Consider the following 14794-nt stretch of genomic DNA (forward strand, 5'->3'; position numbering starts at 1 on the left):
TGTGCATGATCCGTGACTTGCGGCGCCGGTTTCCTCCGAACCGGCGCCGCCTTTATTTCTACGTTTGAGGGAAGTGACCCATGGCCTATCTGGCGGCGCACCGGCTGGCGGTTCTGTTGTCCCTGGCTGCGCCCGTCGCGGCCCAGGCGGCGGTCGAAGTCACCCAGGACCGCAACGTCGTGGTGGTCCGCAACGGCGCCGACGTGCTGAAGCTGTCGGTCTGCGCCGACGGCGTGGTGCGGGTCCTGGCCAGCCCCGATGGCAAGGCCAGCGGCGCCTCCCCAAGCCAGCCCTGGTTCTCCAAGCCCTGCGAAGCCCAGGCCGTCAGCCTGACCGACGCGACCGGCGCCGGCACGGGCGTCAACACCGCCTCGGGGGAGGGCGTCTCGGCCGCTACCGCCAAGGTGCTGACGACTGGAAATCTGCGGGTCTCGATCTCGCTGAAGGACGGGACCCTGACCTTCCTCGCGCCCGACGACCGCATCCTGCTGCAGGAGACCGGCGAGCGGCCGCGGATCTTCGAGCCGCTGAAGCTGTCGGACGGTTCGCCGGCCTACAAGGTCACCGCGCGCTTCCATCCCGTGCTGCGCCAGGGGATCTACGGTCTGGGCCAGCACCAGAGCGGCCAGTTCAACTATCACGGCGCCACCGTGCGCCTGGCTCAGGCCAATGCCGACATCGCTCATCCGCTGATGATGTCCACGGAAGGCTACGGCCTATTGTGGAACACCGCCTCGGCCTCGACCCTGGACACCCGTTTCCCGACCGAGATGACGCTGGAGGCCGATGTCGGCCAGGCGCTGGACTACCTGTTCATCTACGGTCCCGAGTTCGATGACGTGGTGGCGCGCTATCGCGACATGACCGGCGCTGCGCCGCTGTTCCCGCGCTGGGCCTATGGTCTGTTCCAGTCGATGGACCGCTACGGCAGCGGCCAGGAGCTGCTGGACGTCACCAAGCGCTATCGCGACGGCAAGGCCCCGCTGGACGTCATCGTCCAGGACTGGCGGTGGTGGAGCCGCATGGGGGATCCAGAGTTCCGCCCCGATGGCTATCCCGATGTGCCGGGCCTGCTGAAGACGCTGAACGAGCGCAAGGTCCACACGATGATCAGCATGTGGCCGCTGCTGTCCAAGAGCTCACAGATCCACGCCATGATGACCGAGCGCGGCTGGCTGGTGCCGGGTACGGCGCTCTACGACCCGACCAACAAGGATGCCGCCGACCTCTACTGGAGCCACTTCGGCTCCAAGCTGCTGGACCAGGGCTGGGACGCGTTCTGGCTGGATGGTTCGGAGCCCGAGCTGCACCTGCCGACCATGGCCGAGACCGACCGCACCCTGAACGGCCGCAAGCTGGCGATCGGGCCGGGGGAGCTCTACGGCAACGTCTTCCCGCTATCGCACGTGGCCAATGTCTCGGACCGTTGGCGCAAGCAGCGTGACGACAAGCGGGTGTTCATCCTGTCACGCTCGTCGTTCGCCGGCGTCCAGCGCTATGGCGCGGCCTCGTGGTCGGGCGATATCCTCAACGGCTTCCCGGTGTTCCAGCGCCAGATGCAGGGCGGGCTGAACTTCGCGCTGTCGGGTATGCCGTACTGGACCACCGACATCGGCGGCTACTACCAGGGCGTCCTGGACAACCCGCCGCGCGGGCCGTCCAGCGAGGACCCGGCGTTCCAGGAGCTGTATGTCCGCTGGTACCAGTTCGGGGTCTTCAACCCGCTGTTCCGCACCCACGGCAAGCGCGAGAACAACCGCAACGACATCTTCGCCTATGGCGACAAGACTCCGATCCTGCTGGACTATGACCGTCTTCGCTATCGGCTGATGCCCTATATCTACGGCCTGGCCTGGCGGGTGACCGACAAGGCCGACACCATCATGCGGCCGCTGGTCATGGATTGGCGGACCGACGAGCGGACCTGGAACATCGGCGACCAGTTCTCGTTCGGCCGGGCCCTGATGGTCGCACCGGTCACCAACGCCGGCCAGACCTCGCGCCAGGTGTTCCTGCCGGGAACCGCGCCCTGGTACGACTTCTGGACCGGCAAGAAGTTGGCCGGCGGCCAATGGATCGACTCTGCCGCCCCGCTGAAGACCATCCCGCTGTTCGCCAAGGCTGGCGCGATCCTACCGCTGGGCGCAGCCGTCGAGTACGCTGACCAGGATCCGCAGGGATCGCTGGAGCTGCGCGTCTATGCCGGCGCCGATGGAGCGTTCGAGCTCTATGACGACGCCGGCGACAGCTACGCCTACGAGCGCGGCGAGCGGGCGGTGACGCCGCTGGCCTGGAGCGACGGGACGCGGCGCTTGAGCATTGGCGCGCGGGTGGGGAGCTTCCCGGGTCTGGTCAAGGACCGGACGTTCAAGGTGGTGCTGATCGACGGCGGCCGCGAGCGGGTGAAGACGGTGCGGTATGACGGTGGCGCGGTCGAGGTCGGCTTCTGAGCCACCGAAACCTCGCCCTTCGACAAGCTCAGGGTGAGGTTTCTAATGCTAGGCTGAAGTAGTCCTCACCCTGAGCTCGTCGAAGGGCGAGGACGGCTCCTCAGAGCATCGCCCTGCGCAGGGCGTCGCGCCAGCGTTCGACGATCTCGCTCCGCGCGCTCACGGTCATGCTCGGCGTAAAGATCCGCTCGGCCGGCCGCACTGGCGGCGCAACCGCCCCCATGCCCTCGGCAGCCAGCCTTGCCGCGCCCAGGGCGCTCAGCTCGGCTGCATCGGCGCGCAGGACCGGGCGGTCGATAAGGTCGGCCAGCAGTTGCATCAGCATGTCATTCCGCGAGGCGCCGCCGTCGACATGCAGAGCCAGCAGATCCAGGTGCAAATCCGCCTGCATGGCCATGAACACGTCGTGGATCTGCAGCGCCACAGCCTCCAGCGCCGCGCGGGCCAGGTGGGCGGGCGTGGTGCCCAGGTTCATGCCGCTGACCAGGCCCCGGGCCTCGTCGCGCCAGTGTGGGGCGCCCAGGCCGGCCAGAGCGGGCACCAGGGCAACGCCGCCGCTGTCGGGGACGGTCAGGGCCAGGTCCGTCAGGGCGCGCTCGTCCTTCAGGCCCAGCAACTTTGTCACGAACGCCGCCGTATGGCCCGAGACCGAGATATTGCCTTCCAGCGCGTGCAGGGCGCCGGACGACCGGCTCCAGGCGATGGTGCTGGACAGGCCATGCGCCGACCACACGCGTTCCTTGGTCACGCTCATCAGCGACGAGCCGGTGCCGCAGGTGGCCTTGATGCCGCCGGGACCGTCCAGCCCATGGCCGTAGAGCGCCGCATGCGAGTCGCCCATCGCCGCGTGGATCGGGACCCCGGCGGGCAGGGCGGTCGCGCCGCCGGCCGTCTCGCCGAACAGGGCGTCGGAGGGCAGGATCTGCGGCAGGGCCTCGATCGGTACGCCAAACAGCCGCGCCATCTCCGGGTCCCAGTCCAGGGTCGAGAGGTTCATCAGCTGGGTGCGCGAGGCGTTGCTGTGGTCGGTGGCGTGGCGCGCGCCGCCGGTCAGGTTCCAGAGCAGCCAGCTGTCGACCGTGCCGGCCTTCAGCTCGCCCCGCGCGGCGCGGACGGGACCATCGGGGACTTCATCCAGTAGCCAGGCCAGCTTGCCGGCCGAGAACATCGGATTGAGCGTCAGACCGGTGCGGGCCAGGACGTCGGGCTCATAGCCCTCGTCTTTCAGCGCCTCGCAGCGAGAGGCCGAGCGGCCGCATTGCCAGGACACGACCGGACCGACGGGGCGACCATTGGCAGTCTCCCAAAGCAGGGCCGACTCGCGCTGGTTGGAGATCCCGACCGCGTCGATCGTCAGGCCTTTGGCGACGATCTCCGCAATGACCTCGGCGACGCTGGCCCAGATCTCCTCGGCCGATTGCTCGGCCCAGCCGGGACGCGGATAGACGACCTTGGTCGGGCGCGAAGCCGTCGCCAGGATCTCGCCTTCGGGACCGACCAGCACCGCCTTGGTGTTGGTCGTGCCCTGGTCGATGGCCAAGATGGCCATTAGGCGGCGCGCTTGGCCAGCAGGCCGCGGGCGGCGTCGGCGATGCCGTCGGTGGTCAGGCCGTAGCGCTCCAGAAGGAACTCCACCGAACCGGTCGGAAGGAAGCCCGGGAAGCCCAGGATCCGCATGGGGCAGGGGGCCTGTGTGGCGATCACCTCGGCCACGGCTCCGCCCAGGCCGCCCTTAACCGAGTGTTCCTCGACCGTGACCACGGCGCCGGTCGCGGCCGCGTCCAGGATGGCCTGTTCGTCGAGTGGGGTCAGGCTGGACATGTTGACCACCCTAGCCGAGATCCCCTCGGCCGCCAGGGCCTGGGCGGCGTCCAGGGCGCGATGGACCATGATCCCATTGGCGATGATGGCGACGTCGTCGCCCTCGCGCAGGGTCTCGGCCTTGCCGATGGTGAAGGTCGGGTTGGCGCGCTCCAGGGCCGGCACCGGCATGCGGCTGATGCGGATGAACACCGGGCCATTGAAGGCGGCGGCGGCCTTGATCGCCTCGCTGGTTTCCCACGGGTCGGACGGCACGATCACGGTCAGGTTGGCCATCGGCCGCAGCCAGGCCAGGTCCTCGATCGAGTGGTGCGTGGGGCCAAGCTCGCCATAGGCGATGCCGCTGGAGATGCCGCACAGCTTCACATTGGCCTGGGAATAGGCGACGTCGGCCTTGATCTGCTCCAGGGCGCGGCCGGTGAGGAAGCATGAGGCGCCGCTGACGAACGGGATCTTGCCGCCATTGGCCAGGCCCGCGCCGACGCCGACCATGGCCTGCTCGGCGATGCCAACATTGATCATGCGGTCCGGGAAGGCGCTGCGGAACTTGCCCAGCTTGCTGGAGCCGACGCTGTCATTGACGACGGCGACGATGCGCTCGTCTTCGTGGGCCAGGGCTTCCAGCGTTGCGACATAGGCTTCGCGGCAGTCGAAGAGGCCGGCGGTGGTCTTGGCGTCGCTCACGCGGCCAGCTCCTTCAGGGCTTGCTCGTATTGGGCTGGGCTGGGGCAGCCATGGTGCCAGCCGGCCTGGTTTTCCATGTAGGACACGCCCTTGCCCTTGACGGTCGAGGCGATCACGCACAGCGGGCGGGGGCCTTGATGGCTCAGCGCCTGGATCAGGGCTTGCGGATCGTGGCCGTCGATCTCGACGACGTCGAAGCCGAAGGCGTTCCACTTGTTGGCCAGGGGCTCCAGCGCAACCGTGTCCTCGGTCGGCGCGCCCTGCTGCAGGCGGTTGCGGTCGACGATCACGGTCAGGTTCGACAGCTTGCGGTGGCCGGCGGTCATCGCCGCTTCCCAGCAGCTGCCTTCCTGCAGTTCGCCGTCGCCGGTCAGCACGAAGACGCGGAAGTCGGCCTTGTCGATCTGGCCGGCGATCGCCACGCCCACCGCGACGGGCAGGCCGTGACCCAGCGGGCCGGTATTGGTCTCGACGCCCGGCAGATAGGTGCGGCTGGGGTGGCCGTTCAGGCGCGACAGGGGTTTCAGGTAGGTCGACAGCTCTTCCTCGGGGAAGAAGCCGGCGCCGGCCAGCACCGAGTAGAACGCCCCGGTGCAGTGGCCCTTGCTCATGATGAAGCGGTCGCGGTCGGGCGCATTCGGCTGCTGGGAGTCGTAGTTCAGCACGTCGAAATAGAGGGCCGACAGGATGTCGGCGGACGACAGGTCGCCGCCGGGGTGACCCTGCTGGGCCTCGACGATCATCTTCAGGGCGCTGCGGCGAATCCAATTGGCGCGCTCGGCCACATGAGCGGCGCGCGCTTCCAGATCGTCCGCTTCTGCGCGGTTGTCTCGGTTCATGTTCGACCTTCCCAGGACGTGCGGGAGCATGGGGGCGCGGTCGCTTAGGCGTCGGCTAGCCGGTGTTCCGGTCATGCGCCTTCGCCTGGTTCCCAGGCCTCCCTCGATCCGCAAACTAGGGGGCGTCATCGCGAGAGGCAATGGCGTTTTATAACGATCGCTTTCGAATATTTTCGTTTTATCGCGATCGAAAATTGCCTGAACGACTGCCTGGGATGGGTTGTAAGCTCATGAATTTGCTAGACTTGATGCTCATAAAGGTCCGTCTTCTAAATTTGTTAGCGCTCCCTTTTCGGATGGATTGACACGGAATTTCGCGCATGACACCGTTCATGTGAAATTCGAAATCAATCGAAAGAAAGCGCCACCAACGGCGTCATACGGGAGGCTCGAGCCGTGCAGACGGACAAGGCGACAGGTCGCGACTCGAAAACGCGCCGGCGACTCGCCTCGTCGTTGCTGCTGGCTGTGGCCGCTCTTTCCCTTTCCGCCTGCAAGGTCGTGCCGATCGCCGCCGACCGCGCCGCGCGTGAGCGCCTGTCGGGCGCTTTCGACGCCGGCCGCTATGTCGAGACCGTGTGGGACGCCCAGGCCCAGCCGCACTGGACCAAGGCCGCCGCGCCGTTCCCTGAGCTTTCCGCCAGGATCGACCAGAATATCGACGCCGCCGGCGGCCGCAAGGCGGGCGACGGCTCGCCCTGGACCTTCGTGACGAGCGGCGAGGGGGCTGTCGTGCGCACCGATACGGCCGCTCGCGCCGGTAACGTCGTGCTGGCCGTGCCCGGCGCCGACGGCCGCGCCCGTGAGGTGACGGTGCTGGTCGGACCGGTCGTGTCGGGCTCGGCCCTGCGCGACAGCCTGCCGTTCGTGGCCTTCAACGACTTCTCCAACCAGATCGCCTATGCCGAGGTCGGCGGCGCTCTGACGCGCCGCGCCGTACGCGACGCACGTCCGGTGGCCGAGGGCCTGAAGCCCGGCGACCGCGTGGCCTTCACCGGCGTCTTCCAGACGGCCAAGGCCGGCGAGCCGGTCGTCGTCACGCCGATCCAACTGCGGCGCGTGACCTCGTGAGCCTTCTGCGCGCCGAGCAGGTCGGCAAGACCTATGGCGGCGTGGTCGCCTTGGACGGCGTCGACTTCGACGTACGGGCCGGCGCGGTCAATGTGCTGATCGGCGAGAACGGGGCGGGCAAGTCGACTCTGATGAAAATCCTGGCCGGGGTGGAGCAGCCGAGCTCCGGCCGCCTGCTGCTGGATGGCCAGCCGGTGCGTTTCGCCTCGATCCGCGAGGCGGCGGCGGCGGGCGTCGGCATCGTTTTCCAGGAACTGAACCTGTGCCCGAACCTGACGGTCACGGAGAACATCTTCCTGGGCCGCGACCTGACCTCGGCGCCCGGCGTCAGCGACAAGGCCGCCGAACGCAAGCGCGCCCGAGAGATCCTGGCGCGCCTGGCCCACGACATCGATCCGGACGCCCAGGTCGGAACCCTGCGCATCGGCGAGCAGCAGATCGTCGAGATCGCCAAGGCCCTGGTCGATGACGCCCGCGTGCTGATCCTGGACGAACCGACCTCGGCCCTCAGCACCGCTGAGGTCGAGGTGCTGTTCCGGGTCATCGGCGAACTGAAGCAGGCCGGGGTGGGGGTGATCTACATCTCGCACCGGCTGGAAGAGCTGATGCGCATCGGCGACTACGTCACCGTGCTGCGCGACGGCCGGCTGATCGATTCCAAGCCGGCGTCGGAAGTTTCGGTGGCCTGGATCATCGCCCAGATGCTGGGCGACAAGGCTCGTGACCGGCCCCGCACCGCCGCCCGCCAGGCTGGCGAGATCGTGCTGTCGGTCGAGGCCCTGTCCCTCCCACGCGCCGGTGGCGGCCTGCTGCTGGACAATGTCTCGGCCAGCTTCCGGGCCGGTGAGATCACCGCGCTTTACGGCCTGCTGGGTTCGGGCCGCACCGAATTCCTGGAAAGCATCTACGGCGCCCGGCCCGCGAAGGGCTCAGTGAAGCTGAACGGCGAGGAGATCTCGCACCTACCGTTGGCCGAGCGCTGCCGCCGGCGAATCCGCTTCGTGCCCGAGGACCGCCAGCGCGACGGCCTGTTCCACAACCTGTCGGTCGGCGGCAATCTGGGTCTGTCGCGCCTGATCGCCTTCGCCAAGGCCGGGGTCATCGACGGTGGGCGCGAGCGTTCGGCGATCGGCGAGATGATGGCCCGCCTGGGCGTCAAGGCCGCCTCGCCGCAGATCGCCATCGGCGCGCTGTCGGGCGGCAACCAGCAGAAGGTGGTGATCGGGCGCGGCCTGATGACCGGTCCGCTGGTCATGCTGCTGGACGAGCCCAGCCGCGGCGTCGACATCGGGGCGCGCGGCGAGGTGTTCGACACCATGCGGGCCCTGGCCGACCAGGGCATGGCCGTGGTCTTCGCCACCTCCGACCTTCTGGAAGCCCAGGCCGTGGCCGACCGCGTGCTGGTCATGGCCGCCGGCCGCCTGACTGCCGATCTGCCGCTGGAGGCCGCCACCGAAGCGGCCCTGGTCGCCGCCTGTAACCCGATAGAAGCCCCGCGTAACATGGAGCCCGCCCAGTGACGGCGACTACGTCCACCGCCGCCCCGATCGCCGCGAACGGCGGCTGGCTCGCGCTTGTCCTGAAGCTGCGCGCCTTGATCGCGCTGGGCGTCGTCCTGGCCTTCTTCTCGGTCATGGCCCCCAACTTCCTGTCGACGGCCAATTTCCTGATCATGTTCAAGCACGTGGCGATCACGGCGATCCTGGCGATCGGCATGAGCTTCGTGATCCTGACCGGTGGCATCGACCTGTCGGTCGGCTCGATCGCCGGTCTGGGCGGCATGGTCGCCGGCGCGCTGATCCTGAACGGCCTGACGATCGCGCCACTGGGCGTGGTGGTCTATCCCAGCATCCCGATGGTGATCGCCATCGTGCTGCTGCTGGGCGGCCTGGCCGGCTTCGCCAACGGCGTGCTGGTCTCGCGGTTCAAGGTCGCGCCGTTCATCGCCACCCTGGGCATGCTGTACGTCGCGCGCGGCGCCGCCATGCTGCTGTCGAACGGCGCGACCTTCCCGAACCTGACTGGCCGCGAGGACCTCGGTAATACGGGCTTCCCGTGGCTGGGCGCCGGGACGGTGCTGGGGCTGCCGGTGACCGTGCTGGTCATGGGCGTCATCGCCCTGGTCGCCGCCTTCGTCGCTCGCGACACCCCGTTCGGCCGCCGGGTCTATGCCGTCGGCGGCAACGAGCGCGCGGCCTTGCTGTCTGGCGTCCGCGTCGATCGGGTGAAGATCGCCGTCTACGTCATCTCCGGCGTCTGCGCGGCGCTGGTCGGTCTGGTCGTCTCCTCCGAGCTGGTGGCCGCGCACCCGGCCAGCGGCGAGACCTTCGAGCTGTCGGCCATCGCCGCCGTGGTGCTGGGCGGGGCCTCGCTGTCGGGCGGTCGCGGTACGGTCGGCGGCGCGCTGATCGGCGCCTGCGTGATCGGCGTGCTGGGCGATGGCCTAGTGATGATGGGCGTCAGCGAGTTCTGGCAGATGGTCGTCAAAGGGCTTGTGATCATCGCGGCGGTCGTGCTCGACCAGCTCCAGGGGCGCCTCGCCGCGGCGGGGAAGGCTTGACCATGGTCGAGGGCGCCCTGTCGCGAAGGAGCAAGACCATGGCCAAACCCTCAGCAGGGGCGGGCACCGCCCGCGCGCGGGCCATCGCCGCCGGCGCCGGCCTGCTGGCCGAGCCGCGCCGCATGCAGATCCTGGAATGGCTGCAGGAAGAGGGTAGCGCCCGGGTGCGCGAGCTCTCCGAAGCCTTCTCGGTGTCTGAAGCCACCATCCGCCAGGACCTGGAGCGACTGGAGACTGACGGCCACATCGTGCGCGAGCACGGCGGCGCCTATCTGCGCTCTGTGCCCCAGCAGGTGCGCGACATGGCCCTGCAGCACCAGGGCAACATGGACGCTAAGCGGCGCATCGGCCGCCTAGCCGCCTCGCTGGTCGGGGACGGCGAGTCGATCATCCTGGATAGCGGCTCGACCACCACCGAGGTGGCGCTGAACCTGCTGGAAAAGCAGAACCTCAACGTCGTCACCAACGCCCTGAACATCGCCCTGACGCTGGGCGCGCTGCCGTCCTGCGCGGTGCACATGCCGGGCGGCCAGTTCAAGGCGCCGACCCTGTCGCTGAGCGGCGAGCGCTCGGCCGCCTTCTTCGAGGGCCTGTACGCCGAGAAGTGCTTCCTGGCGACGGCGGCGATCTCGTTCGAGGCCGGCCTGACCTATCCGTCGCTGGCCGACCTCTATGTGAAGCGGGCGATGATCGCGGCCTCGTCGCGCGTCGTGCTCGTGGCCGACTCCACCAAGATCGGCCGCACCTCGTTCTCATCGCTGGGCGCGGTCGAGATCGTCCACACCCTGATCACCGACCAAGCCATCCGCGACGAAGACCGCCACGCCTTCGAGGCGCGGGGGATCGAAGTCCTGATCGCCTAGCTGAGTTCGTACCGACCCATGAAGCGCCGCGTCCTGATCATCGCTGTCCTCGTCGCCCTGGCGGCCGTGCTGGCGGTCGTCCTGCTGGCGCCGAAGGACAAGTCGAACCTGATCGTCATCATCACCCCGTCGATGGACAATCCGTTCTTCGGCCAGGAGGCGGCGGGGGCTGAAACGCGGGCCAAGGAACTGGGCTACCAGACCCTGAAGTTCTCGCACGACGACGACGCCTTCAAGCAGAGCCAGCTGATCGACACGGCCATCGCCCGCAACGCCGCGGCGATCATCCTCGACAACGCCGGGGCCGACGCCAGCGCCGCCGCGATCGGCAAGGCCAAGGCGGCGGGCGTGCCGGTGTTCCTGATCGACCGCGAGATCAATGTCCGCGGCCTGGCGACCGCCCAACTGGTCTCCAACAACTTCCAGGGCGCGTCCTTGGGCGCCGAGGCTTTCGTCCAGGCCATGGGCGAGAAGGGGGCTTACCTCGAACTCGTCGGCAAGGAGAGCGACACCAACGCCGTCATCCGCTCGCGCGGCTATCACGAGGTCATCGACCAGTATCCCGCGCTGAAGATGGTCGCCCGCCAGACCGCCAACTGGAGCCAGTCGGAAGCCTTCGCCAAGGTGCAGTCAGTGCTGCAGGCCCACCCTGAGATCAAGGGCGTCATCGCCGGCAACGACACCATGGCCATGGGCGCGGTGGCGGCCCTGGAGAGCGTGGGCCGTAGCGACGTGGTCGTGGTCGGCTTCGACGGCTCAAACGACGCCCGCGACGCGATCCGGGCCGGCAAACTGAAGGCCACCGTCCTGCAACCGGCATGGCGCCAGGCGCAGTACGCCGTCGAGCTGGCCGATCGCTACCTGAAGACCGGCGCGACCGGCCAGCCGGAGAAGCAGCTGATGGACTGCTTCTTGATCACGGCCGCCAACGCCGGCGACCTCGACAATTTCAACCTCGTTCGCCGCTAGCCCGGCCAGTCTGGAGTACCTTCCATGAGCAAACTGCGGTTCGGAGCCGGCATCTGGCACTTCGCCACCTATGTCGACCGCTACGCCACGGATGGCTACGGCCCGGCGGTCAGCCTGATCGAGGCGATCGACAAGGCCGGCCAGGTCGGCGACCTGTCGGTGGTCGACCTCAACTATCCGTTCGTCGATCCGAACCTCAGCCTCGACGAGGTCGAGGTCGCGCTGAAGCGCAACAATCTGGGCGTCATCGGCATCACGCCCGAGATCTATACCCGCCAGTTCTCGAAGGGCGCCTTCACCAATCCCGATCCGGGCATTCGCCGCCTGGCCAACGAGATGTGCAACGACGCGGCCAAGGTCGTGCGCCGCTTCGGCGCCGACTACGTCAAGCTGTGGCCAGGCCAAGACGGCTGGGACTATCCGTTCCAGGTCGACCACGGAAAGATCTGGCAGATGTCGATGGACGGCGTCGGCGAGCTGGCCAGCCAGAACCCCGATCTGAAGTTCGTCATCGAGTACAAGCCGCGCGAGCCGCGCAATCACATGAGCTTCGACTCGGTGGCTCGCACCCTGCTGGGCATCGAGAAGATCGGCCTGCCCAACATCGGCATCCTGCTGGACTTCGGCCACTCGCTGTACGGCGGCGAGTCGCCGGCCGACGCGGCCCAGCTGGCCATCGATCACGGCCGCCTGTTCGGCATGGACGTCAACGACAACCTGCGCAGCTGGGACGACGACATGGTCGCCGGCTCGGTCCACCCGATCGAGCTGTTCGAGTTCTTCTACGTCCTGCGCAAGAACAACTGGGACGGCGTCTGGCAGCTGGACCAGTTCCCGTTTCGCGAAAACAGCGTCGACGCCGCCAAGTTGGCGATCGACTTCCTGAAGGTCATCGACCGGGCATTGGACAAGCTGGACTTCGAGGCCATGCAGGCCGCGCAGGACCGGCAGGACGCCCTGGAGGCCCAGCGCCTGGCGCGCGCGGCCCTGTTCTCGTCGTACTGACCCATGGCGCGGCGGCCCCATCAGCCTGGCCTGGACCTGACCCGCCGCGCGGCGACGGGCCTGGGTCTGGCCATGATGGCGTCGCCGTCGCTGGCGGCTGGCGCGAGCGTCCCGCGCTGGGGCGTGCACGAGATCGTCCTGGACGGTCCGGCGATCGGCAATCCGTTCGTCGACGTGTCGCTGTCGGCGGCCTTCACCGACGGCCAGCAGACCCTGAACATCGCCGGCTTCTATGACGGGGCGGGCGTCTATCGTGTCCGCTTCAGTCCGCCGACCGAGGGGACCTGGCGCTGGCGCACGCGCAGCAACGCCCCGGCGCTGAACGGCAAGGCCGGAACGGTGATGGCGACCGCGCCGCGTCCCGGCGACCACGGTCCGGTCAAGGTCGCAGGCGGCTACCACTTCGCCCATGCCGATGGGACGCCGTTCCGGCAGATCGGCACGACCGCCTATGCCTGGGCCCAGCAGAGCGACGCCCTGTGCGACCAGACGCTGGAAACCCTGGCCGCCTCGCCGTTCAACAAGATGCGGATGTGCGTCTTCCCGAACGTGGCCGGCGAGCCCATCCACGCGTTTGCCCAGACGGCCGACGGCGCCTGGGATTTTGACCGCTTCAATCCCGCCTATTTCCGTAGGTTCGAGGATCGGGTGCGCCGGCTGGGCGCGCTGGGGATCCAGGCCGACCTGATCCTGTTCCACCCCTACGACGAGAAGACCGGCTTCCACGCCATGACCCCGGCGCGGGACGACCGCTATGTCCGCTACCTGGTGGCGCGGATGGCGGCGTTCTCGAACGTCTGGTGGTCGCTGGCCAACGAGTGGGACCTGGTCAAGGCCAAGACCGAGGCCGACTTCGATCGCATGGGACGGCTGATCCAGGTCCAGGACCCTTACGACCGCCTGCGCTCGATCCACAACTGGCGCGACAACTTCGACAACAGCCGCCCGTGGATCACCCATTCCAGCATCCAGAACGGCTCGGCCGCCCTGGATGACGCCCGCGCCGAGATCTACCGCAGCGTCTGGAAGAAGCCGGTGGTCTTCGACGAGGTCCGCTACGAGGGCGACCTGGAGAAGCGCTGGGGCGACCTGAGGCCCGAAGATCTCGTCCAGCGCTTCTGGCACTGCCTGGTCGCCGGGACCTATGTCGGCCACGGCGAGGTCTACGATACCCGCAAGACGAACGCGCCCGGCACCTGGACCGCCCGCGGCGGCAAGCTGTGGGGCCAAAGCGCCCCGCGCCTGGCCTTCCTGAAGACGGTGATGGAGCAGGGGCCGACGCCCGGCCTCGATCCCATCGACCGCACCTGGGACCAGCATCTGGGTGGCCAGCCCGGGACCTATTACCTGCGCTATTTCGGTGACTCCGCGCCCGGCGAGTGGGCCGTGGCCTTGCCCAAGGACGAACTCGAGGGCGGTGAGCGCTTCCGCCTCGACGTGCTGGACACCTGGGCCATGACGGTGACGTCGGCGCCGCGTCCGTATGTGATGGCCAAGCGCGACGCGTATTTCTTCCACGATCCGCAGCAGCCGGTGGTTTCCTTGCCGGGCCGTCCCTGGATGGCCGTGCGCCTGGTCCGCCTGAACACGGAGAGCGCGGCATGAGCGCACGACTGAACAAGGGATGGCGTCTGACCCGTGGCGTGCAGCGCCGCCAGACCGTCGCCAGGAACGCTCCAGCCACGCTTCGCTGGCGCAAACGCCTGGCCGGACGCGGCTGGGTTGAAATCCAGTATCTGGACTTCGAGCCCTGCTTGCTCCAGTTTCCGGACATGGCGCTTCGCAAAGCATCCGAAGGGCTGGCCGAAGCCCCGATCGTCCGTCGCAAGCTTTCGGACCATGTCCTCGACCGCCTCAAGGCGATGATCACCTCGGGCGAGTACGGCCCGGGGCAAACCCTGCCGTCTGAGCGCGAGCTGATGGCCAGCTATGGCGTCGGTCGTCCTGCGATCCGCGAGGCCATGCAGGCGCTTGCGAACGCCGGCCTGATCACCATCAAGCATGGCGAGCGCGCCAAGGTGCGTCCTCTCACGGCCAAGGCTGCCGTGGGCCAGATCGACCTGGTCGCCCAACTGATGCTGTCGGCCTCGCCGGGCATGCTGCAGAACCTGAAGGAAGCTCGCCGCTTCTTCGAGCGCGGCATGGTGCGCGAAGCCGCCGCCAAGGCCAGCGACGCCGAGATCACAGAACTGGACGCCCTGATCGTCGAGCAGCGCGCTGCCTTGAACGACGCCGAGAGCTTCGTGGCCGCCGACCTGCGCTTCCACAACAAGATCGCCTCGATCTCGCGCAACGCCATTCTGGATGCCGTGGCCGAGGCGATGTTGGGCTGGCTGCGCAACGACCAGATCGACTCGGAGGCCTTCGCCGCCCGCGGCGAGGCGGTGCTGGAGGCGCACGCACAGATCGTCGAAGGGCTGCGCATGCGCGACCCCGACGCGGCCGAAGCGGCGCTTTGCCGTTATCTCGACCAGGCCGACGCGGTCGAAAGGATCGCCGTCGCTTCGTAGTCCTTGAGTAGCGTTGAGACGG

General features: G+C 68.1%; 12 protein-coding genes. 9 read left to right on the forward strand and 3 right to left on the reverse strand.

Annotated features, from left to right (window positions below; genetic code table 11):
• Positions 1-80 precede the first annotated feature (80 nt).
• Positions 81-2450, forward strand: coding sequence for a TIM-barrel domain-containing protein (locus E1H18_RS13680; RefSeq protein ID WP_172269227.1), 2370 nt, complete (start codon positions 81-83; stop codon positions 2448-2450).
• 100 nt (positions 2451-2550) lie between these two features.
• Here E1H18_RS13680 and E1H18_RS13685 read toward each other — a convergent pair whose 3' ends face one another.
• From E1H18_RS13685 to E1H18_RS13695, 3 genes are read right to left on the reverse strand one after another with little or no spacing between them, the layout of a single operon-like run.
• Positions 2551-3999: a glycerol kinase gene (locus E1H18_RS13685; RefSeq protein WP_172269230.1), complete on the reverse strand. Its 1449-nt coding sequence runs from the start codon at positions 3997-3999 to the stop codon at positions 2551-2553.
• Complete coding sequence (locus tag E1H18_RS13690) at positions 3999-4955, reverse strand: transketolase C-terminal domain-containing protein (protein ID WP_172269233.1); 957 nt, start codon at positions 4953-4955, stop codon at positions 3999-4001. Before E1H18_RS13690 ends, E1H18_RS13685 begins: the two co-directional genes overlap by 1 nt.
• Positions 4952-5794, reverse strand: a complete 843-nt coding sequence (locus E1H18_RS13695; protein ID WP_172269237.1) for a transketolase — start codon at positions 5792-5794, stop codon at positions 4952-4954. Before E1H18_RS13695 ends, E1H18_RS13690 begins: the two co-directional genes overlap by 4 nt.
• A 396-nt stretch (positions 5795-6190) precedes the next feature.
• Here E1H18_RS13695 and E1H18_RS13700 point away from each other — a divergent pair, with 396 nt between their 5' ends.
• The 8 genes from E1H18_RS13700 to nanR are packed head-to-tail and all read left to right on the forward strand — an operon-like array spanning position 6191 to position 14772.
• Positions 6191-6865, forward strand: a complete 675-nt coding sequence (locus E1H18_RS13700) for a DUF2291 domain-containing protein (RefSeq protein WP_172269240.1) — start codon at positions 6191-6193, stop codon at positions 6863-6865.
• Complete coding sequence (locus E1H18_RS13705; protein WP_172269243.1) at positions 6862-8385, forward strand: sugar ABC transporter ATP-binding protein; 1524 nt, start codon at positions 6862-6864, stop codon at positions 8383-8385. Before E1H18_RS13700 ends, E1H18_RS13705 begins: the two co-directional genes overlap by 4 nt.
• Entirely contained in the window at positions 8382-9425 is a 1044-nt protein-coding gene (locus tag E1H18_RS13710) for an ABC transporter permease (protein ID WP_172269246.1), read from the forward strand. The genes E1H18_RS13705 and E1H18_RS13710 overlap by 4 nt, the downstream gene beginning before the upstream one ends.
• Positions 9426-9463: 38 nt before the next feature.
• On the forward strand, positions 9464-10288 hold the full coding sequence (locus tag E1H18_RS13715) for a DeoR/GlpR family DNA-binding transcription regulator (RefSeq protein ID WP_172269249.1): 825 nt from the start codon (positions 9464-9466) through the stop codon (positions 10286-10288).
• Positions 10289-10306: 18 nt separating this feature from the next.
• Positions 10307-11257 (forward strand): D-ribose ABC transporter substrate-binding protein, encoded by a 951-nt coding sequence (locus E1H18_RS13720; protein WP_172269252.1) that lies wholly within the window; start codon positions 10307-10309, stop codon positions 11255-11257.
• 24 nt (positions 11258-11281) lie between these two features.
• The gene (locus E1H18_RS13725) at positions 11282-12262 is read left to right on the forward strand and encodes a sugar phosphate isomerase/epimerase (protein ID WP_172269255.1); all 981 of its coding nucleotides are present in this window, start codon (positions 11282-11284) and stop codon (positions 12260-12262) included.
• 3 nt (positions 12263-12265) lie between these two features.
• Positions 12266-13867 (forward strand): DUF5060 domain-containing protein, encoded by a 1602-nt coding sequence (locus tag E1H18_RS13730; RefSeq protein ID WP_241736001.1) that lies wholly within the window; start codon positions 12266-12268, stop codon positions 13865-13867.
• Complete coding sequence (nanR, locus tag E1H18_RS13735; RefSeq protein WP_206679065.1) at positions 13864-14772, forward strand: transcriptional regulator NanR; 909 nt, start codon at positions 13864-13866, stop codon at positions 14770-14772. Before E1H18_RS13730 ends, nanR begins: the two co-directional genes overlap by 4 nt.
• The last annotated feature ends 22 nt before the right edge of the window (positions 14773-14794 follow it).

Source organism: Caulobacter sp. RHG1 (assembly GCF_013181195.1).
Classification (GTDB): domain Bacteria; phylum Pseudomonadota; class Alphaproteobacteria; order Caulobacterales; family Caulobacteraceae; genus Caulobacter.

Excerpts from the sequence above, each read along its gene's own strand:
- E1H18_RS13680 (WP_172269227.1), top strand. The coding sequence starts at position 81 with ATGGCCTATCTGGCGGCGCACCGGCTGGCGGTTCTGTTGTCCCTGGCT.
- E1H18_RS13685 (WP_172269230.1), bottom strand. The coding sequence starts at position 3,999 with ATGGCCATCTTGGCCATCGACCAGGGCACGACCAACACCAAGGCGGTG.
- E1H18_RS13695 (WP_172269237.1), bottom strand. The coding sequence starts at position 5,794 with ATGAACCGAGACAACCGCGCAGAAGCGGACGATCTGGAAGCGCGCGCC.
- E1H18_RS13715 (WP_172269249.1), top strand. The coding sequence starts at position 9,464 with ATGGCCAAACCCTCAGCAGGGGCGGGCACCGCCCGCGCGCGGGCCATC.
- E1H18_RS13720 (WP_172269252.1), top strand. The coding sequence starts at position 10,307 with ATGAAGCGCCGCGTCCTGATCATCGCTGTCCTCGTCGCCCTGGCGGCC.
- E1H18_RS13725 (WP_172269255.1), top strand. The coding sequence starts at position 11,282 with ATGAGCAAACTGCGGTTCGGAGCCGGCATCTGGCACTTCGCCACCTAT.
- E1H18_RS13730 (WP_241736001.1), top strand. The coding sequence starts at position 12,266 with ATGGCGCGGCGGCCCCATCAGCCTGGCCTGGACCTGACCCGCCGCGCG.
- nanR (WP_206679065.1), top strand. The coding sequence starts at position 13,864 with ATGAGCGCACGACTGAACAAGGGATGGCGTCTGACCCGTGGCGTGCAG.